Annotated in this window: 15 protein-coding genes and 3 pseudogenes; 12 read left to right on the top strand and 6 right to left on the bottom strand. The window is 70.3% G+C overall.

The annotated features are described in order from the left end of the window. Positions 1–41 precede the first annotated feature (41 nt). From ABT009_RS08385 to ABT009_RS08375, 3 genes are all read left to right on the top strand, one after another. Complete coding sequence (locus ABT009_RS08385; protein WP_351290918.1) at positions 42–1,004, top strand: SCO0930 family lipoprotein; 963 nt, start codon at positions 42–44, stop codon at positions 1,002–1,004. Positions 1,005–1,359: 355 nt separating this feature from the next. Continuing rightward, positions 1,360–2,172, top strand: coding sequence for an SAM-dependent methyltransferase (locus ABT009_RS08380; protein ID WP_351290916.1), 813 nt, complete (start codon positions 1,360–1,362; stop codon positions 2,170–2,172). Further along, entirely contained in the window at positions 2,169–4,304 is a 2,136-nt protein-coding gene (locus ABT009_RS08375; protein WP_351290914.1) for a putative bifunctional diguanylate cyclase/phosphodiesterase, read from the top strand. The genes ABT009_RS08380 and ABT009_RS08375 overlap by 4 nt, the downstream gene beginning before the upstream one ends. A 75-nt stretch (positions 4,305–4,379) precedes the next feature. Here ABT009_RS08375 and ABT009_RS08370 read toward each other — a convergent pair whose 3' ends face one another. Next, a complete protein-coding gene (locus tag ABT009_RS08370; protein ID WP_351290912.1) occupies positions 4,380–5,255 on the bottom strand; it encodes a LysR family transcriptional regulator in 876 nt (291 codons plus the stop codon). A 131-nt stretch (positions 5,256–5,386) separates the two neighbouring features. Here ABT009_RS08370 and ABT009_RS08365 point away from each other — a divergent pair, with 131 nt between their 5' ends. The 5 genes from ABT009_RS08365 (at position 5,387) to ABT009_RS08345 (ending at position 10,906) form a co-directional block, all read left to right on the top strand. Beyond that, positions 5,387–6,058 (top strand): succinate dehydrogenase, encoded by a 672-nt coding sequence (locus ABT009_RS08365; RefSeq protein ID WP_351290910.1) that lies wholly within the window; start codon positions 5,387–5,389, stop codon positions 6,056–6,058. A 1-nt stretch (position 6,059) separates the two neighbouring features. Next, entirely contained in the window at positions 6,060–8,009 is a 1,950-nt protein-coding gene (locus ABT009_RS08360) for a fumarate reductase/succinate dehydrogenase flavoprotein subunit (RefSeq protein ID WP_351290908.1), read from the top strand. Then, positions 8,006–8,755 carry a succinate dehydrogenase/fumarate reductase iron-sulfur subunit gene (locus tag ABT009_RS08355; protein ID WP_351290906.1) on the top strand — a complete coding sequence of 250 codons (750 nt, stop codon included), beginning with the start codon at positions 8,006–8,008 and terminating at the stop codon, positions 8,753–8,755. The genes ABT009_RS08360 and ABT009_RS08355 overlap by 4 nt, the downstream gene beginning before the upstream one ends. A 421-nt stretch (positions 8,756–9,176) precedes the next feature. Next, positions 9,177–9,965 (top strand): GNAT family N-acetyltransferase, encoded by a 789-nt coding sequence (locus tag ABT009_RS08350; RefSeq protein WP_351290904.1) that lies wholly within the window; start codon positions 9,177–9,179, stop codon positions 9,963–9,965. Then, a complete protein-coding gene (locus ABT009_RS08345) occupies positions 9,962–10,906 on the top strand; it encodes a lysophospholipid acyltransferase family protein (protein WP_351290902.1) in 945 nt (314 codons plus the stop codon). The genes ABT009_RS08350 and ABT009_RS08345 overlap by 4 nt, the downstream gene beginning before the upstream one ends. Positions 10,907–10,993: 87 nt before the next feature. Here the strand turns inward: ABT009_RS08345 and ABT009_RS08340 are convergent, their stop codons facing one another. After that, positions 10,994–13,366 carry an ATP-binding cassette domain-containing protein gene (locus tag ABT009_RS08340; protein ID WP_351290900.1) on the bottom strand — a complete coding sequence of 791 codons (2,373 nt, stop codon included), beginning with the start codon at positions 13,364–13,366 and terminating at the stop codon, positions 10,994–10,996. 108 nt (positions 13,367–13,474) lie between these two features. Beyond that, positions 13,475–14,491 (bottom strand): MsnO8 family LLM class oxidoreductase, encoded by a 1,017-nt coding sequence (locus ABT009_RS08335; RefSeq protein WP_351290898.1) that lies wholly within the window; start codon positions 14,489–14,491, stop codon positions 13,475–13,477. A gap of 666 nt (positions 14,492–15,157) precedes the next feature. Here ABT009_RS08335 and ABT009_RS08330 point away from each other — a divergent pair. Then, positions 15,158–15,361: a DUF3291 domain-containing protein gene (locus ABT009_RS08330; protein ID WP_351290896.1), complete on the top strand. Its 204-nt coding sequence runs from the start codon at positions 15,158–15,160 to the stop codon at positions 15,359–15,361. A 189-nt stretch (positions 15,362–15,550) separates the two neighbouring features. On the opposite strand, the gene ABT009_RS08325 is transcribed toward ABT009_RS08330, so the two are convergent. Then, the gene (locus ABT009_RS08325) at positions 15,551–16,630 is read right to left on the bottom strand and encodes a protein kinase family protein (RefSeq protein WP_351291319.1); all 1,080 of its coding nucleotides are present in this window, start codon (positions 16,628–16,630) and stop codon (positions 15,551–15,553) included. Positions 16,631–16,876: 246 nt separating this feature from the next. Between ABT009_RS08325 and ABT009_RS08320 the strand changes: the two are divergent. Beyond that, positions 16,877–17,720: pseudogene (locus ABT009_RS08320) on the top strand (Tn3 family transposase); the annotation flags it as partial. A 450-nt stretch (positions 17,721–18,170) separates the two neighbouring features. After that, positions 18,171–18,308: pseudogene (locus ABT009_RS08315) on the top strand (E3 binding domain-containing protein); the annotation flags it as partial. A 520-nt stretch (positions 18,309–18,828) separates the two neighbouring features. On the opposite strand, the gene ABT009_RS08310 reads toward ABT009_RS08315, so the two are convergent. Further along, positions 18,829–19,242 (bottom strand): DUF7144 family membrane protein, encoded by a 414-nt coding sequence (locus ABT009_RS08310; protein ID WP_351290894.1) that lies wholly within the window; start codon positions 19,240–19,242, stop codon positions 18,829–18,831. Positions 19,243–19,565: 323 nt separating this feature from the next. On the opposite strand from ABT009_RS08310, the pseudogene ABT009_RS08305 reads away from it, so the two are divergent. Beyond that, a pseudogene (locus ABT009_RS08305) lies at positions 19,566–19,647 on the top strand (sulfite exporter TauE/SafE family protein); the annotation flags it as partial. A gap of 69 nt (positions 19,648–19,716) precedes the next feature. On the opposite strand, the gene ABT009_RS08300 reads toward ABT009_RS08305, so the two are convergent. Continuing rightward, positions 19,717–20,094 carry an ArsR/SmtB family transcription factor gene (locus ABT009_RS08300; RefSeq protein WP_351290892.1) on the bottom strand — a complete coding sequence of 126 codons (378 nt, stop codon included), beginning with the start codon at positions 20,092–20,094 and terminating at the stop codon, positions 19,717–19,719. Positions 20,095–20,408 lie beyond the last annotated feature (314 nt).

The following is a 20,408-nucleotide window of genomic DNA, read 5'->3' as shown; positions in this document are numbered from 1 at the left end:
TCCCGGCGTCGCAATACGCGAGCAGACAGCGGGAGTTGGCAATGAAGACCTGGCGGAGCGCCTCGCTCGTAGCGACAGCTGCGGCCGTGCTGGCGCTGACGACGGCGTGCGGTCAGGAGCAGGGCGACCAGGCACCGGCCGGGGCCGTGGGCGCCGCGGCCCCGGCGGCCGACGGCGGATACGGCGCGGGCGACGGCTACGGGTCCGGCGCGGGCGCCAAGGACGAGCAGGCCTCGGGGAGCGAGGCGAAGGAGGCCGGCCAACTGGCCGTCTGGGACAGCAAGAAGCTCGGCGAGGTGCTCACCGACAGCGCGGGGTTCACGCTCTACCGGTTCGACCAGGACACCGCGGAGCCGCCCAAGTCGACCTGTGACGGCGACTGCGCGACCGCGTGGCCGCCGGTGCCTGCCTCGGGTGCCACGGCCCCGCCCGGTGTCGACGAGTCGCTGCTCGGCGAGGTCACCCGCAGCGACGGCACCAAGCAGCTCACGATCGACGGCTGGCCGATGTACCGGTACGCCAAGGACACCAAGCCCGGCGAGGCCAAGGGCCAGGGGGTGGGCGGCACCTGGTTCGCCGCCGCGCCCGATGGCAAGAAGGCGTCCCCGGAGGCGGCCGGTGCCGGTGCCGGTGCCGCCGATCTTCCCGGGATGTCCACCCGCCAGGACCCGGAACTCGGCGAGATCGTGGTCGACAAGAACGGCATGACCGTCTACCGGTTCATGAAGGACTCCGCCTGGCCGATGAAGACCGCCTGCACCGGCGCGTGCGTCGAGAAATGGCCCGTGGTCGAGCCGGTCGCCAAGAACGACACCAAGGGGATCTTGAAGAAGGGCTTCGTCACCTTCAACCGCCCCGACGGTCTCAAGCAGCAGACCATCAACTGCTGGCCGCTGTACACGTTCTCCGGCGACAAGGAGCCGGGTGACACCAATGGTCAGGGAGTGGGCGGCACCTGGTACGCCGTGTCGCCCGACGGAAAGCCGGTCGGCGTGTCCAAGTAGGTCACCGAGAAGCAAGGGAGAGTTGGACGCCACAAGGAGATCAGCACGGCACGCCCGGCCTGCCGGTCCGTTCCCTCCGCGCCGCACGGAGGGAACGGACCGGCTCTTTCCCGTTCTTTGGGAGCGCTCTCCGGGTACCCTCGACATCCTCGGGAAGCTGTGCAGATCCCTTGCCGTGCAGACCCCCTGAGATCCGTTCGGAATACTTCGGGCTGTTTGTGGTGGCATTCCGTCGGCACTTGCCGTAGGCAGTGACCGAGAACGGACCGCCAATTTCCGTTTGGACTCGCTCAGTTGGCGGGCGATCAGTAGCCTCAGCTCGAACACCGGATCGCCAAACGCCTTGGAGACTTACATGGAGCGTCCCGCCTGGGCCCCGCAGGGCATCGATATCTCGGTGCCGAGTGTGTCCCGCATCTACGACTACTACTTGGGCGGTTCGCACAACTTCGAGGTCGACCGGGAAGCGGCACGCAAAGCGATGGAGTTCATGCCGGGGCTCCCCAAGATCATGCAGGCGAATCGTGCCTTCATGCGCCGGGCCGTGCGTTACGCCGTTGATCAGGGCATCACGCAGTTCCTCGACATAGGCTCCGGCATACCCACCTTCGGCAATGTGCACGAGGTCGCCCAGAGCGCCAGCCCGGGCGCGCGCGTCGTGTACGTCGACCACGACTCCGTCGCCGTCGCGCACAGCAGAGCCGTCCTCGAGGGCAACGAGAACGCGGGCATCGTCGCCGCCGATCTGCGCAAGCCCCGGGACATCCTGGCCAGTTCGGAGGTGGAGCGGCTCCTCGACCTGGACCGTCCGGTGGCGCTGCTGCTCGTGGCGGTGCTGCATTTCCTGGACGACGCCGACGAGCCGTACCGTGCGGTCGCCGAACTGCGGGACGCCCTCGCACCCGGCAGCCTCCTCATCGTCACGCACGCCTCGTACGAAGGCATTCCGCTCCGGCCCGAGCAGGCGAGCGGCACCGTCGGCGTCTACAAGGACATCCGCAATCCGCTGATCATGCGCTCGCGCGACGAGATCGCGCGGTTCTTCGAGGGATTCGACATGGTGGAACCGGGGCTCGTGGACATGCCTGTCTGGCGGCCCGACACCTCGCCCGAGGACGAGGATCCCTACGCCTTCTCCGGGTTCGCCGGCGTGGGGCGTATCGCGTGACCGGGACGCCGGACGGACCGGAGGACAGACTGCGCCGGTTCGCGACGATCTGGAGCCGGGCGATCTTCCCGGTGACGGCGACGTCGCTGACCCGGCCGGAGTTCGAGCAGCAGCTGCTGCCGCTCGCCCGCCGGCTGCGCGATGCACTGCGGGCCCGTACCTTCGACGCGGCGGCCGGAAAGGCCGTGGGTGCGGCGCTCGTCGACACGCACTGCACCGACCCCGAGGCGCTGAGCCGCACGCTCGACGTCGTGGACGCCTACCTCGTGCTGTACTGCGGCACGGAGGGCGCCCAGGAGGAGCAGCGGGTGCGCTCGGCGCGGCTGCAGCACGCTGCCGCCGCCGGCTTCGCCCAGGCGCTGCGTGAGCGTACGCTCGCCGAACAGGAGGCCATCTACCGGGCCGCCCTCGAGGCTCGCGCCGCGGTCGCGGCGGCGCTGCACAACAGCGAGGCGCGCTTCCGTGCGGTGTTCCAGGAAGCTGCCATAGGAGTCGGGATGGCCGACCTCGACGGCTCGATCCTCGAGGTCAACGACGCGCTGATCCGCATGTTCGGCATCTCCGAGCAAACGATGCGCGGCTACAACGTCATGGAGTGGCACCATCCCGAAGACGCCCCGCAGGTATGGCGGCTCTACGACGAGCTGGTGCGCGGCGAGCGTGACCACTATCGCGTGGAGAAGCCCTTCAGCCGTCCCGACGGCACCGTCCTGTGGACCAATCTGACGGTCTCGCTGCTGCGTGACGCGGAGGGCCGGCCCCAGTACCAGCTGGCGCTCATGGAGGACACCACCGAGCGCAGGCTGCTCAATCTGCGGTTGCGCTACGAGGCGACGCACGACGCGCTGACCGGGCTGCCCAATCGCACCTTGTTCTTCGAACGCTTGGAGAAGGCGCTGTCCGCGGGCGACGGGCAGCGTTTCGGGCTCTGCTATCTCGACCTGGACGGCTTCAAGACGGTCAACGACAGCCTCGGACACGCGGCCGGCGACCGGCTCCTGGTCGAGGTCGCCGATCGGCTGGGGGCCTGCGCCACCGCGCCGGGCGAGATGGTCGCGCGGCTCGGCGGCGACGAGTTCGTGGCGCTCACCACGGGACCGGACACGCAGGCCGAGGTGGTCGAGCTCGCCGGGCGCATCATGAACGCCCTGGCGTCGCCGATCCGCGTCGACGGCCATGAGCTCATGGTGCGCGGCAGCATCGGCGTCGTCGAGGGGCCCGCGGGTGAGCGCGGCCCCGCGGAGGTGCTGCGTAGCGCCGACATCACGATGTACCGGGCCAAGGCGGCGGGCGGCAATCGCTTCGAGACGGCCGACGCGGAGGCCGACGCGCTCGCCATCACCCGACACGGGCTCACCACCGCACTGCCCTCGGCCCTGGACCGGGGCGAGTTCTTCATCGAGTACCAGCCGCTCGTGCACCTCGGCGACGGCACTGTGCGCGGCGCGGAGGCGTTGGTGCGCTGGCTGCACCCGCAGCACGGCGTGCTCGGCCCGGACCGGTTCATTCCGCTCGCTGAGCACACCGGGCTGATTGTGCCGCTGGGCCGCTGGGTGCTGGAGCAGTCCGTACAGCAGGCCCGCCGCTGGCAGGAGCGGCACGCCGACGCGGGACCGCTGCGGATCAATGTGAACCTCTCGCCGTGTCAGCTCACCCATCCCGGGCTCGTCTCCGACACCGTCGCCATCCTGAAGGCCGCCGGCCTCGAGGCGGACGTGCTCTGCCTGGAGGTGACCGAGTCCGCGCTGATCGGCGCCGACGACGATCTGCTCAAGCCGCTGCGGAGGCTCGCCGAGATGGGCGTCGACATCGCGCTCGACGACTTCGGTACGGGCTACTCGAACCTGGCCAACCTGCGCCGCCTGCCTGTGAGCGTTCTCAAGCTCGACCGGTCCTTCACCCGGGGTATGCAGCAGTTCCCGGCCGACCCCGTGGATCTGAAGATCGTCGAAGGGATCGTCGCGCTCGCCCACAGCCTGAATCTCGCCGTCACGGTCGAGGGCGTCGAGACGGGCGCCCAGGCGGAACAGCTCCGCATCCTGGGCTGCGACACGGCCCAGGGCTGGTATTACGCCCGCCCGGGGCCGCCGGACCGGCTGCACGAGCTGGCGTTGGTGGACGCGGCGAGCTGAGCGTTGTACGCCGGGGCGCCGTAGGGGGTGGGCTGTGCCCACCCCGCCTCACAAGCTCTGTGGCGGGCCCTGCGGTCACAGCAAAAGCATTCGCTGCAGCTCTCGAGCCGCTCGAGGCGGAGCCACATCGCTCCGGTGCGCCAGCGCAATCGCCCGGTGCAACCCGGGCCGGGCCAGCGGGGTCACCCGCAGACCCCCGGCCCGCTCGGCCACCATGTGCGGCACGACCGCGACCCCCAGCCCCGCCCGGACAAAGCCCAGCACCGCGTCCATCTCCCCGCCCTCGACCGCGAACTCCGGCTCGAACCCTTCGGCCCGGCAGGCCGCGACCGTCAGCTCCCGCAGGTCGTAGCCGTGCCGGAACATGACAAGCCGCTCACCTTCGAGATCGGCGATCCGCACCCGCCCGCCCCGCCCCGGCGCGGACGCGTCCGGTGACGACACCACGACAAGATCCTCGCGCAGGACCTCCACCGTCGTCAGTGCGGGCGACGGCGTGGGCAGCGGCAGCACGATCAGAGCCAGGTCCAGCGCGCCGCGCGCGAGCTCCCGTACGAGGTCGTGGGAACCGCTCTCCTCGATCATGAGCCGGATGCCTGGATACCGCTCGTGGAACTGGCGCAGCACGTCCGGGAGCAGGCCCGTGCACAGGCTGGGTGTCGCTCCGAGCCGGAGTCGGCCGCGCCGTAGCTGGGCCAGTTCCTGGACCTCCTGCCGCGCGGTGTCCGCGTCCGCGAGGATCCGGCGCGCGAGCGGCAGCAGCGCCTCACCGGCGTCGGTGAGGGAGATGTTGCCCCGCGCCCGCAGGAACAGGTCCGCCCCCAACTCCCGCTCCAGCGACCTGATCTGCTGGGACAGCGACGGCTGTGCCACGTGCACGAGCTCGGCGGCGCGGGTGAAGTGCCGGGTCTCCGCCACGGCGACGAAGTACTGGAGTTGCTGGAACTGCATACCGTCCACGATACGCCTGCATAGGCATTGCCTATGGAAATGAGCCGCTCCATGTCTTGGACCGATCGGGCCCTTCGGCCCTAGCGTGCTGAGTCATGGCTCTGGCAACGCGGACGGACCGACGGCCGTCCATGACGCGCACCATTTGGGACTCGTCCGTCGGTAAGAAGACTGTGATGGCCGTGAGCGGCCTGATCATGCTGCTGTACCTGGTCGTCCACATGCTGGGCAACCTCAAGATCTTCTTCGGGTCGGGCGAGTTCAACCACTACGCCCACTGGCTTCGCACCATCGGCGAGCCCTTCATGCACTACGAGTGGACGCTGTGGGTCATCCGCGTCGTGCTGCTTGTCGCCGTGATCGCGCACGCCACCTCCGCGTACCAGCTGAGCCGCCGCGACATCAAGGCGCGCCCCAGCAAGTACGTCCACAAGCGGTCGCGTGCGAGCTACGCGACGCGCACCATGCGCTGGGGCGGGATCATCCTCGGCCTGTTCATCGTCTGGCACATCCTCGACCTGACGACGGGCACCGTGCACCCCGGCGGCTTCCAGTCCGGACACCCGTACCAGAACGTCATCGACACCTTCTCCACCTGGTACGGCAACGTCATCTACATCGTCGCGATGCTCGCGCTCGGCCTGCACGTCCGGCACGGCTTCTGGAGCGCCGCGCAGACGCTCGGCGTGGGCAGCCGGAACCGCGACCGCGTCCTCAAGACCATCGCCAACGTCCTCGCGCTGGTACTGACGGTGGGCTTCATCTCCGTACCCGTCGGCGTCATGACCGGATTGGTGAGCTGACATGACTTCCTACAGCGAATACGCGACCGGGGAGCCGGTCGTCGACACCACGGCGCCCAAGGGCCCCGTCAACGAGCGCTGGGACACCCGCCGCTTCGAGGCCAAGCTGGTCAACCCGGCCAACCGGCGCAAGCACAAGATCATCGTCGTCGGCACCGGCCTCGCGGGCGGATCCGCGGGCGCGACGCTCGCCGAGCAGGGCTACCACGTCGTGCAGTTCTGCTTCCAGGACTCCCCGCGCCGCGCCCACTCGGTCGCCGCGCAGGGCGGCATCAACGCGGCCAAGAACTACCGCAACGACGGCGACTCCATCCACCGCCTCTTCTACGACACGGTCAAGGGCGGCGACTTCCGCGCCCGCGAGTCCAACGTCCACCGGCTCGCCCAGATCTCCGTCGAGATCATCGACCAGTGCGTCGCGCAGGGCGTCCCCTTCGCCCGCGAGTACGGCGGCCTCCTCGACAACCGCTCCTTCGGCGGCGTGCAGGTCTCCCGTACCTTCTACGCCCGCGGCCAGACGGGCCAGCAGCTGCTGCTCGGCGCCTACCAGGCGCTGTCGCGGCAGGTCGCGGCCGGCAACATCGAGCTGCACCCGCGTACCGAGATGCTCGACCTGGTCATCGTGGACGGCAAGGCGCGCGGCATCGTCGCCCGTGATCTGGTCACCGGGAAGATCGACACCTACTTCGCGGACGCCGTGGTCCTGGCCTCCGGCGGGTACGGCAACGTCTTCTACCTGTCGACGAACGCGATGAACTCCAACGCGACCGCGATCTGGCGGGCGCACCGCAAGGGCGCGTACTTCGCGAACCCCTGCTTCACGCAGATCCACCCCACCTGCATCCCGCGCACCGGCGACCACCAGTCGAAGCTGACGCTGATGAGTGAGTCGCTGCGCAACGACGGCCGCATCTGGGTGCCCAAGGCCAAGGGCGACGACCGGCCGCCGAACCAGATCCCCGAGGACGAGCGCGACTACTACCTCGAGCGCATCTACCCGTCCTTCGGCAACCTCGTGCCGCGCGACATCGCCTCGCGCGCCGCGAAGAACGTGTGCGACGAGGGCCGCGGCGTCGGTCCCGGCGGCCAGGGCGTGTACCTGGACTTCGCCGAGGCCATCCAGCGCATGGGCCGCAAGACCGTCGAGGCCAAGTACGGCAACCTCTTCGACATGTACCAGCGGATCACCGACGAGGATCCGTACGAGGTGCCGATGCGCATCTACCCCGCCGTGCACTACACGATGGGCGGCCTGTGGGTCGACTACGACCTGCAGACCACCATCCCCGGCCTGTTCGCGATCGGCGAGGCCAACTTCTCCGACCACGGCGCCAACCGCCTCGGCGCGTCCGCGCTGATGCAGGGCCTGGCCGACGGCTACTTCGTACTGCCGTCCACCATCAACGACTACCTCGCCCGCAACCCGCACAAGGACGAGGTCGACGACACCCACCCGGAGGCCGTCGCCGTCGTACGGGAGACCGAGGAGCGGCTGGCCAAGCTGCTCGCGGTCGACGGCGACCGCACGCCCGACTCCTTCCACCGTGAGATCGGCGAGCTCATGTGGGAGTTCTGCGGCATGGCCCGTACGGAGGAGGGCCTGCACAAGGCGCTCGAGCGGATCCCCGAGATCCGCGAGGAGTTCTGGCGCCGCATCAAGGTGCCGGGCACCGGCGAGGAGTTCAACCAGTCGCTGGAGAAGGCCAACCGCGTCATCGACTACCTGGAGCTCGCCGAGCTCATGTGCCTCGACGCGCTGCACCGCGCCGAATCCTGCGGCGGCCATTTCCGCGAGGAGTCCCAGACCCCGGACGGCGAGGCCGCCCGCAAGGACGACGAGTTCTCCTACGCGGCCGCCTGGGAGTTCACCGGCACCGGCGAGGCTCCCACCCTGCACAAGGAAGACCTGGTCTTCGAGTACGTCCACCCCACTCAGCGGAGCTACGCATGAAGCTCACCCTGCGCGTCTGGCGGCAGAAGAACGCCGACGCACCCGGCGACATGGCCACCTACGAGGTGGACCGCATCTCCGAAGACATGTCCTTCCTCGAGATGCTCGACACGCTCAACGAGGAGCTCACCCTCAAGGGCGAGGACCCCGTCGCCTTCGACCACGACTGCCGCGAGGGCATCTGCGGCGCGTGCTCGCTCGTCATCAACGGCGACGCGCACGGGCCCGAGCGCACCACCACCTGCCAGCTCCACATGCGGTCCTTCAAGGACGGCGACACGATCGACATCGAGCCGTGGCGCGCCTCGGCCTTCCCGGTCATCAAGGACCTGGTGGTGGACCGGTCGGCGTTCGACCGGATCATCCAGGCCGGCGGCTACATCACCGCACCGACCGGCACCGCGCCCGAGGCGCACGCCACGCCCGTGCCCAAGCCGGACGCCGACTTCGCGTTCGAGCACGCCGAGTGCATCGGCTGCGGCGCGTGTGTCGCGGCGTGCCCCAACGGCGCGGCGATGCTCTTCACCTCCGCCAAGATCAACCACCTCAACGTCCTGCCGCAGGGCGCGCCCGAGCGCGAGTCCCGCGTCCTGGACATGGTGGGCCAGATGGACGACGAGGGCTTCGGCGGCTGCACCCTCACCGGAGAGTGCGCCACCGCCTGCCCGAAGGGCATCCCGCTGATGTCCATCACGAACATGAACAAGGAGTGGCTGCGCGCGACCCGCAAGGCGGGCAAGCGCTGAGCGCTTCGCTGGAAGCACGGTGATGAACCTGCGGGCCGGTGGGGGCTGGTCGCGCAGTTCCCCGCGCCCCTTACGGGGCGCGGTACCGCCGGACTTCGCCAAGGCCGCTCAGCCATAAGACGTTCGCCCACCAAGGGGTGGACGGGCGGGACCGGGGCTCGGTGCTCAGCCCCGGTCCCGCCACGCATGGTCCGGGCTCAGCCCCGCTTCCGCCACGCATGCCGCCGGCCCGGTGCTGCCCCGCGAGGCACGCATGGACCGGATTTGGCCACCGCCCCGCCAGCCATTCAACAACCGCACACTCTCTCTCCTGCCGCGCGTCATGTCCGCGCCAGCAGACGCCGGGACAACAGGAGTACGCAGGCCCGCACGCGATGGTCTGCCGCCGTCCTGCCGACCAGGCCGTGACCAGGAGAGAGCCATGACTGCCGTCCCCGCCCTCGAAACCCCCGCGCCACCGTCCGCCCAAGGCGTCCGCTACACCGTCACGCTCGCCCGCACCGAGGCGGAGGTACGGGCCGCGCAGCGGCTGCGGCACGACGTCTTCGCCACCGAGATGGGCGCCCTGCTGGCGACTCCCGAGCCGGGCTACGACATCGACGCCTTCGACGCGTACTGCGACCACCTGCTGGTACGCGACAACGTCACGGGACAGTTCGTCGGCACGTACCGCCTGCTGCCGCCCGACCGTGCCGCGGTCGCCGGGCGGCTGTACTCCGAGGGCGAGTTCGACCTCGGCCGGCTCGCGGGAATTCGCTCCGGGCTCGTCGAGGTCGGCCGCTCCTGCGTCCACCCCGACCACCGCGACGGCACCGTCATCGGCCTCATCTGGGCCGGCATAGCCCGCTACATGGTCAAGGGCGGGCACGAGTGGCTGGCCGGCTGCTGCTCCATCCCGCTCGCCGACGGTGGGGCGCTGGCCGCCGCCACCTGGGACCGCGTCCGGGACCGGCACCTCGCGCCCGACGAGTACCGGGTGCGGCCGCTGCTGCCCTGGATCCCCAAGAGCCAGGGCGAGCCTCAGGCGCGGCCCGCGAACGCCGAGCTGCCGCCGCTCCTGCGCGGCTACCTCCGGCTCGGCGCCTGGGTGTGCGGCGAGCCCGCCCACGACCCGGACTTCGGCGTGGCCGACCTCTACGTACTGCTGTCGATGAACCGCGTCAACGCGCGATACCTGCGGCACTTCCTCTCCCTCACGCCGGCCTGGTGAGCGTCTGGCTGCCCACCGCGCCCTGCACACCGAGGGCGTGCGTGGACTCCGCGCGATCCGCAGCGGCCGTACCGCGCGCCGTGCTCCGCCTCGCGGCGGTCGCGGTCGTCGCCATCCCCGGGATCGCCCTGTCCCCGCTGGCCGCGCGGCTGTCCCCGGTGCCGCGCGACCGGCTCGTCCGATGGTGGTGCCGGGCGGTCGTACGCGCCGCGGGCGTGCGCGTGCGCACCACGGGCGGCGAGGCGCCCACGGGTGGCGTACTGCTGGTGGCGAACCACATCTCCTGGCTCGACATCCCCCTGCTCGCCGCCGTCCGCCCGGCCCGGATGCTCGCCAAGACCGAGATCCGTGACTGGCCGGTGGCGGGCGCGATCGTTGCGCGCGGCGGCACCCTCTTCATCGACCGCGACCGCCTGCGCGCCCTGCCGGCAACGGTCGCCCGCATCGCCGCCGCCCTGCGCGGGGGAGCGGCGGTCGTGGCCTTCCCCGAGGGCAGCACCTGGTGCGGCCGGGCCCGGGGCCGCTTCCGGCGCGCCGTCTTCCAGGCCGCCCTGGACGCCGGCGTGCCCGTTCAGCCGGTCCGCATCCGCTACCGGCAGCACGGGGATGCCACGAGCACCGCGCCCGCCTTCGTCGGGGACGACGCGCTCGGCGCCTCCCTGTGGCGCGTCGCCTCGGCACACGGCCTCGTCGCCGGGGTAGAGGTACTCCCGCCCCTGCCGCCGGGCACCCACCCGGACCGGCGAAGCCTCGCCCTCGCGGCCGAGTCGGCGACGGGGGACGGCGTCAGCCGCGACTCCTGCCCGCGCGCGCCGGGCACGCGCTCGCATGCCGACGCGGACGTCCGCGCATCGGGGCCCGGCACACCCGAACCCGCTGAGCAGACCCCCCACGCCCACCGACATCCGGCGGAGGCCCCCCGACGGGCCCTCACCGGCTGAGCCACTCAAACCGCACCTCCGTACGTCGCTCACCCTCAGGGCTGCCAGGGACCGGGGGGTGCGGTTTCCCGCCCGGAGGCAGATGCCTCAGAGGGCCAGCGCGCGGGACAAATAGACCGCTGTGCGGCTGCCCGCGACGCGCGCCACGTCGCCCGGCGGCCCCGCCGCCACGACACGGCCGCCCTCGTCGCCGCCGCCCGGACCCAGATCCACGACCCAGTCGGCACCCGCCACCACCGACATGTCGTGCTCGACGACCACCACCGTGTGTCCGGCGTCGACCAGGCCGTGCAGCTGGTGCATCAGGACCTCGACGTCGGCCGGGTGCAGCCCCGTCGTCGGCTCGTCGAGGAGGTAGAGCGTGTGGCCGCGGCGCACCCGCTGCAGCTCGCTCGCCAGCTTGATCCGCTGCGCCTCGCCGCCCGACAGCTCCGTCGCGGGCTGGCCAAGGCGCAGATACCCGAGCCCGACGTCGAGCAGCGCCCGCAGGCTGCGCCCGACGGCGGGCGTGTCCGTGAAGAAGTCCGCGGCGGCTTCGACGGTCAGGTCCAGGACCTCGGCAATGTTCCGCCCGCGGTGCGTCACCTCGAGCGTCTCGGGGTTGTAGCGCGCCCCCTGGCAGTCCGGGCACGGTGCGTACGTGCTCGGCAGGAAGAGCAGCTCGACCGAGACGAAGCCCTCACCCTGGCATGTCTCACAGCGCCCGCCCGCCACGTTGAACGAGAACCGTCCGACCCCGAAGCTCCGCGCCGTCGCCTCGTCGGTGGCGGCGAAGACCTTCCGTACGACGTCGAAGAGGCCCGTGTACGTCGCCAGGTTGGAGCGCGGGGTACGGCCGATCGGCTTCTGGTCGACGCACACCAGACGCTCCACGCCCGCCAGTTCGTCCGTGACCTCGCCGATCAGCGTCGACTTCCCGGATCCGGAGACACCCGTGACCGCCGTGAACGCGCCCAGCGGGAGCTCGGCCGTCACTTCACGTAGGTTGTGCCGGGTGACGGGACCGACCTTCAGCCAGCCGCGCGGCGTCCGCACCTTCCGGGCCGGGGCGGGGGAGCGGTCGAACAGGAAGCGCGCCGTCGCCGACTCCGCGACCCCCTCCAGGTCCGCCACCGGGCCGCTGTGCAGCACCCGGCCCCCGTGCTCGCCCGCACGGGGACCGACGTCCACCAGCCAGTCGGCGTCGCGTACGACATCGAGATGGTGCTCCACGACGAAGACGGAGTTGCCCGCGGCCTTCAGCCGGCCGAGCACGCCGAGCAGGGCCTCCGTGTCCGCCGGATGCAGGCCCGCGGACGGCTCGTCCAGCACGTACACGACCCCGAAGAGGCCCGAGCGCAGCTGGGTCGCGAGCCGCAGGCGCTGCAGCTCGCCCGCGGACAGCGTGGGCGTGGCGCGGTCCAGGCTCAGATAGCCGAGGCCCAGCTCCGTGACGGTCGCGATGCGGGCCAGGAGATCGTCGGTGAGGACCCGCGCGGTCTCGGAGCGGCTTCCGTCCCGGAGTACCGCGGCCAGCTCCGACAGCGGCAGCCGGGCCAGCTCGGCGATGGTGCGCCCCGCGAACGTCACGGCCAGCGCCTCGGCACGCAGCCGGCTGCCGCCGCACACCGGACACGGCGCGCTGCTCAGGAAACGCTCGGCCTTGGCACGCAACGTGGGGCTCTTGGTGTCGGAGAAGGTCTTCATGACATAGCGCCGGGCGCTCATGTACGTGCCCTGGTAGGGGCGTTGGATACGGCCCGCGTCACGCACCGGATGCACGGTGACGACCGGCTGTTCGTCCGTGAACAGGATCCAGTCGCGCTCCTGCTGCGGCAGCTCCCGCCAGGGACGGTCGACGTCATGGCCGAGCGTGTCCAGCACGTCCCGTAGGTTCTTGCCCTGCCAGGCGCCCGGCCAGGCGGCGATGGCGCCCTCGCGGATGGACAGCGACGGGTCGGGGACCAGGAGCTCCTCGGTCGTACGGTGGACGAGGCCCAGGCCATGGCACTCCGGGCAGGCCCCGGCGGCGGTGTTCGGCGAGAAGGCGTCCGAGTCCAGGCGGTCGGCGCCCGCCGGATAGTCGCCCGCCCGCGAGAACAGCATCCGCAGCGAGTTCGACAGCGTCGTGACCGTACCCACGGACGACCGGGACGTGGGCGCCGAACGGCGCTGCTGCAGCGACACGGCCGGCGGCAGCCCGCTGATCTCCCCGACCTTGGGCGCACCCACCTGATGGATCAGCCGCCGCGCATACGGCGCGACCGACTCGAAGTACCGCCGCTGCGCCTCCGCGTAGATCGTCCCGAACGCCAGCGACGACTTCCCGGAGCCGGACACCCCCGTGAAGACCGCCAGTACGTCCCGCGGGATGTCCACGTCCACACCCTTCAAGTTGTGTTCACGGGCACCGCGCACGCGCACGAAGGGATCGTGCGGGCCGGGCGCGGCGCCGTGCGGATCGTGGGGGTGGCGGGGCATGGACGGGACTCCGTACTGCTGATCGGGAGCGACAGCCCGGGACGGCTGCTCGGGTGACTTGGCGGGGTGACTACTTGAGGTGATTACGTAGGGGCAAACCCCACGATTCTAGGCCGCTCCGGTCCGGGCGAGTCCCGCGACCCGGGCCAGCCTCCGGTACGACTCCAGCAGCCCCTCGCGGTCGTACGTGCTCGTCGTGACCAGGACTTCCTGCGCCCCGCTCTCCTTGATCAGCGCCTCCAGCTCCTCGGCGACCTGCTCCTCGGTGCCGTGGATGTGACCGGCCAGCCCGGCCTCGTAGTACGTCCGCTCTTTCGCCGTCATCGGCAGCGTCTCGATGCGCTCGGCCGGGGCGAGCGGGGGAAACGTGCCGTGCGTGCGCGAGTACGCCATGGCCCACGCCTCCGGCATCAGCAGACGGCGGGCCGCCTCCGGTGTGCCAGCCACCGCGATCGTGCCCGAGACGACCACGTACGGCTCCCGCGCCCAGGACGACGGCCTGAACGCGCTCCGATAGCGGTCGATCGCGCGGAGCAACCGCTCACGCCCCCTGATGTCGCCGATAACCAGCGGCAGGCCCGCCTCGGCGGCGACGGTGGCGCCCTCGCCGGTCGCCAGCACGTACGCCGGCACGGTCAGGCCCTCCGAGGGGCGGGCGCGCACCCCCGTCGGCGAGGTGCCACGGAACCAGCCAAGCAGCTCGGCAAGATGCGCCGCGAAGTCGTCGGCATCGTCCTTGTCGCGGCCCAGCGCCCTGCGCACACCGCTCGTGAAGCCGACCGAGCGCCCCAGTCCCATGTCGATCCGCCCGGGGAACAGGGACTCCAGTACGCCGAACTGCTCGGCCACCACGAGCGGTTGGTGGTTCGGCAGCATCACGCCGCCGGTGCCCACCCGGATACGGCCGGTGGCCGCGGCGACGGCGGCCGCCAGGACGGTGGGTGCGGAGCCCGCGACGCCGGGCACCCCGTGGTGTTCGGAGACCCAGAAGCGGTGGTAGCCGAGGTCCTCCGCCAGCTGTGCGAAGCGGACCGTGTCACGCAGCGCGGCCGGGCCGCCGTGCCCCTCGCGGATGCGTGAACGGTCGAGAACGGAAAACCGGGTCGATGCGATCACTGAGCTCACGCAACAGTTCAACGCGTGGGCCGCGCGGGGATTCCCGCAGCCGTGCCGGATGCGGGCGTCGGACCCCGCTGCCAAGAGGAGGGCTGGGGCCGCGTCATCTCGGGACCACCCCCGCGGGTGCGGGAAGCAGAGGGCGAGGGCGGGCAGGTCGATGAGGGTCCAGGGGCCATCCCCGCGGGTGCGGGGAGCAGCTCGGCACGGTTCGCGATACCGGGCGGGGCCGGGGACCATCCCCGCGGGTGCGGGGAGCAGACCTTGAGGTCGAGTCCGGTGGTGATGCCTTGGGGACCATCCCCGCGGGTGCGGGAGCAGAGTCCGTGGGCCAGCCACGGGCCGCGTGCAGGGGGACCATCCCCGGGGGTGCGGGAGCGGTCGACACTGATGGTTGCGGCGAGCTCGCCCACGGGACCATCCCCGCGGTGCGGGGAGCAGAGCATCTCGAGGAAGGACATGTCGGACGAGATGGGACCATCCCCGCGGGTGCAGGGAGCAGACCTGTGCAGGTAAAGACTACTGGGCATGTCGGTGTCCGTGGCGGTGACGTGCGCCTGGACCCGCACCACCGTGCCGTCCTGCGCCACCGCCCCCGACGCCGCCTTGGACTCGGCCGCAGCCCGGTCGACGACCACCGACGTATAGCCGGACCCGCCCACCGCGGTCAGCTTCGTGCCAGGCGCCAGAGTCGGCGAGGCCCTGGAGCGGCTGGCGGACCTGCAGGCGCACGGGCCGTCCCCGCGCGCGTTCACCTTCGCCTCCTCCTACACCGCCGCCGAGGCCGCCCAGCACCTTCAGGCCGCGCCGCCAGCGCAGCCTGAGCAGGCAGCCCGGAGCGCGCAGCCGGCGCCGGCCGGGGACGCCGCGGCGGTGTAGGGGAGGGGATGCTCAGTCCAGCAGAGCGGCGGCGAGGAGCGGCGGCACCGCGACGAGGTCAAGGCCCTGGGGCAGGCCCTCGAAGCCTGCCGCCCAGAGCGAGAACCTCGAACTGCGACGCCGCCTCGACCCCCGGCACGCCACCCGTCCCGAGACGTCCTGACGGCGATCTTCTGCCGAAGTCCGGCCTCAGTGGGGCGCCGCGACCGCAGTGCCCCAGGCCCGCTCGATCTCTGCGGCCGGAAATGGCGTCCGCTTGCTCTCGGTGAGAAAGCGGCGGTGGAATTCGCCCAAGACCACGGCAGCTCGGGAATGCCGGTCGATGATCGCGGCGATCTCGCGCGGGACGTCATCGGGCCGGTGGCCGGCGATCCACTCGCGCAGGAACGCCTCGTGTTCCATACCGCCGCGCAGGCCATCGGGTAGGTGGTGGCGGAGCAGATGGCTCACAGTGTGACAGCGGTCATACACGAGGTGGTCGGAGAGGAACTCCGCCTCGGCCGCTGACAGTTCGAAGCCGGAGCTCAGGGCGAGTCCGAAGTCCGCGAAGTAGAGCAGCTGGCCGTCGGTCAGGACATTGGCGAAGTGGGCATCGAAGTGGACGAGTCCGCGCGAGCCCATGAAGTCACTCCCGCGCGCCAGGGCCTCCTCCACCCATGGGTACGGCGAGCCCTCCCTGACCTCCGGCGCGGCGGTCCGGTGGTCGTGCAGCCAGTCGGCGAGTGTCTGCGGGACGTGTTCCAGGAAGAGCACCAGGCTGAACGAGGAACGGCCGATGGCCTCCAGCCGCTCACGCACGGCCGATGATCCCTCCCAGTGCACGACCGCCCCGTCGATGCCCCCGAACGCGTCGGCGAAACCCTCGGGAGGGGAGTCGGGCAGGATGCGCCAGTGGTACATCAGCGGAAAGCCCTCGTACTCGTTCCCGAGGACCCAGTTGGTGGTCATGACATGCACGGCCAACTCTCGCCAGGCCCCGAACCCGGCCGAGCCCACCCCATACTGGTAGAACATCGGCAATCCGAAGAGGTTCGCCGTCGACCGCGCGTTCTCCGGCCGCAACTCGGTGTCCGTCAGGGGAATCCGCTTGACGAACACCCGCGTGCCGTCGATGTCCAGCTCCGCCGACCTGCCGCCGATGCCGGACCCGAGCGGGTCGGCGGCGGCCACGACCTTGCCGAGCCGACGGTCGCTCAGCAGGGACAGGTGCGTGGCCAAGGTCCCATAAGTGGCGAGCCGCGCGGCATACCGCGGGTCCGGGTGGTGTATTGACGACTCCTCGGTGCCCGGAACCAGGGCTTCGTTGATCTCGTGCACGTGATCGAGCCTATCCGCCACGCCTGCCGAAGGAGCAGGTATGCGAAGTCGCCCGGAACGATGGCCCCCGGACGCCGCCTCAGACACATGACGCGCCCCCGTCACGAGATCTCCCGACACCGATCTCTCACGGACGCGACCGCAAACGTTCTACCTGCACGAACACTCGCCATTCGCCTGTTTGCCCCGGATACGGTGTGGCCCCCGAACTTCATGACCGAGTACCACGCCCGCTACGGCGGCAACGGCGTGATGATCTACTGGCACGTGGAGCGGAAGAACGTCTGCATCTACTCCCAGCTCAAGTCCTGCTCGTCGTCCGAGGTCGCGGCGATGATCGAGGGCCTGCTGCGGCATTGCACCGACACCGAGATCGAGTCGAACTACGTCGACACGCACGGCGCGTCCGTGGTCGGGTTCGCCTTCACCGAACTGCTCAACTTCCGCCTGCTGCCGAGGCTGAAGAACATCTGTACCGGCCTGACGACGTACCGCTCGGCTGGCCCGCGCTCGGAGGCTCGCTGACGAGGGCGATCCGCTGGGAGCTGATCGAGCAGCAGTAGACCAGATGGTGAAGTACGCGACCACGCTCCGGCTCGGGACGGCGGAGGCGGAGCAGGTGCTGCGGCGCTTCACTCGCGGCGGCCCCAAGCACCCCACCTACCAGGCGCTCGAAGAACTCGGCAGCGCGGTGCGCACGGTCTTCGCCTGCGACTACTTGGCCAGCCCCGGCCTGCGCCGGGAGATCCACGGCGGGCTCCAGGTCGTGGAGAACTGGAACAGTGCGAACACCGTGCTCCACTATGGCAAGGACGGCGCCCTGACCGGCCCGCACAAGGAGCACGCGGAGACCTCGATGCTCGCGCTGCACCTGCTCCAGTCCGCACTCGTGCACGTCAACACCCTGCTGGTGCAGCAGGTCCTTGCTGAACCCGCGTGGGCGTCGAGGCTCTCGGACGAGGACCGACGCGGCCTGACCGCGCTGTTCTGGTCGAACGTCAACCCGTACGGCACCTTCCGCCTGGACATGGACAAGCGCCTCGACTGGGGAGAGCTGGAACTCTGGAGTTTGCTCCTGATCCTCGTGGATCGGGGTCCCGGCTTGGCTCTTGTGCATCGGCTTGAGCTTCGGGGCATGGGGTCAGAGGAGCGACGACCGCGCGTTCAACAACAGAGACGGCTGGAAGCTGCATGTCGGTCCGAACTACCTCGTGACCACCAGTTCCACGGAACGCCGTGAGTTCACGTGGGATCAGATCCAGCGTGTCACCATCGAAGAGATCCACAGCAACAGCGGACCGGTGCACACCGGCATCCGGAAGGGCTCGCATCGCGGATCGCGACGACGGCCGCCTGCCCGTCTGCGTGCTCGGACCGATGGCCGAGCAACAACGCACCGAATTGAACCAGGCGCTCGCCATGTACGGCGGCCAACGCTGGTCGATACCCGAGGGTTGAGCTTCCGACGCCCCCGGACGACGTCTATGTCACTCCGCCGGTGAAGCAGTTGGCGGACGAACTGGGCGTGGACCTCGCTACGAATCGAAGCACTGTCAGCGGCGGCCGCATCCGCAAACAGGACATCCTCGCCGCAGCACAGGCCAAGGACCCGAGGGCCGGGGCGCGGTAACGCGCTCCGGCTACCCGACTCCGGGGCTGGGCCGACGAGTCGTCGACAGCGCACAGCCGCCCGGACTCCGTCGCGGACCTCGATCTGGGAAACCTGGATCTCCGGCGCTGGGGCGCCACCGCCATCCACAGCTGCAGTGTCTGCGACCGCCCGATCGAACAGAGCGGACTTCGTCAGGTGTGGATCTCACTGCGTGTGGCCACTGACGTATTGCCCCTGCTGGTCAGCGCCTGCTCATCGGCCGATGTCGCCGCGCTGCCCGGCGGAGCTCGCGACCACATCCCTACACCACATAAGGGCGGCCGAGTCGACCAGCCGGCGTCCGACTGGGACTGACCAGCCGAACACCTCCTCGCCCGCCGCTCGCCGGAGAAACGACCACAGCCACGTGCCTGAAGCTCGAACGTCTGGGCGGGGAAGCTGATGCTGCCGATGGGGAAATACGTGATCGTCGACAAGTGGTTGTGCGCCCGATACCTAAACAGAGCGTCGGGGACGCCGGGGTGGCGCGCCTGGTGTGTCACGCAAGGTCAGGTACGAGTCTCGCCAGCGCCCAGATGGCCAGCAGATCGAGCACCATCACGCTGATGGACCACACGGGGTAGTACGGGATGAACATGAACTGGCTGACCAGGCTGCAGGCGCCCAGTGCCACACCGGCGCCACGGCCCCAGCTCCTGGTGGTCAGGATCCCCACGGACGCGGCCAGCAGCGCCATTCCGATTACCAGATGGATCCAGCCCCAGGCGGTCAGGCCGAATCGGTACTCGTAGTGCGGAGGTGTGCCGTACAGAGCATCACGTGCGATGCCTGTGACGCCCAGGAGGACGCTAAGGACCCCGCTCAGCAGCAAAGCAACGCCGGCGAAGAAGGTGACGTTGGCGGCCGTCTGTCTGCTGGCGCCCCGTCCCGTACCGCTGCGATTCTCTGCCATTGCCGTCACCCTCCTGAAACGGCGCGGACATCGTCGACCACAGGACCGCCAAGGCCGCGCTTCCCTGCGATCCTCAGCCTCACCTGGCTCTCTTCACGCTGCGACCTCAACAATCCATCCGGGTGATCCGGCGCGCTGATACTGGCCGGACGATCGAAGGGCCGGGGTAAGCGGGGGCAAGGGTGGACTGGACAGGGCAGTCCCGGGGGACTCCGTGGCGGATGGCTTCGGCTACCGTCCTGGCTACGCCTAGGCGCCGGACACGCCGACCGGGGCGGTCGCAGTTGCGATCAGCAAGCCGACGACGAGCCCTCCCGGCACCGGTGTTCCTCCTCCCGGTCCAGCTGAGCGTCTTCGGCGTGCCCAACCCGGCCGTTACCCCGACTAACCTGCTGTTCAACGTACGCTGGCGCGCAACAACTGACCTGCCCCCGCACAGCTGGCGGCGCGGCCCCTTCGCCGTCGTGGTGGTAGTCAGGCTGCGGCCGGGGCGATGGTCAGCAGCTTGCCCATCGCGGCCAGTACGGACGGCTCGACGCGGTAGTAGACCCAGGTGCCGCGTCGTTCGGAGGTGAGCAGGCCGGCTTCCTTGAGCTTCTTCAGGTGGTGGGAGACGGTCGGCTGGGAGACGCCGACATCGGAGATGTCGCACACGCACGCCTCGCCGCCCTCGTGCGAGGCCACGGCGGAGAACAGCCGCAGCCGCACCGGGTCGCCGAGCGCCTTGAACATCCGCGCGGCCGTCTGGGCTTCCTCCGCGGTGAAGGGCCGTTCCGTCAGCGGCGGGCAGCACGGCGCCACCTCCTCGCCGGCGGCGGCATCCAGCAGCGGCAGCACGTTCGTGTTCGACATGCGTCTATGTTGACATATGTCGAACCAGCGGGGCGAGGGCCGGACGACCTCAGCCGCGGGACAGGTGGGCGGCGATGTGCCGCGCGGCCCGGGCGGCAATCCAGCCCGACCCCGCGCAGGGAGTTCGACGACAGGCTGTCGTAGTAGCGCGGCCACGAGCCCGCCGCCTGCCCCGATGCCTCCAGTACCACCGTCTGAAGCCCCTGTCCGCGAAGAGCGTGCGCGGTGGCCAGGCAGGACTGGCGACCCCCGATCACCGCGACGTCGACGTGCTCCACAATCCCGCCCCCGGATTCGATGAATGTCTATGTTGA

This window comes from Streptomyces sp. NPDC002896 (assembly GCF_040295225.1).
Classification (GTDB): domain Bacteria; phylum Actinomycetota; class Actinomycetes; order Streptomycetales; family Streptomycetaceae; genus Streptomyces.
Note: the sequence above shows the minus strand (reverse complement) of the source record. Positions and strands in the feature narration are given on the sequence as shown.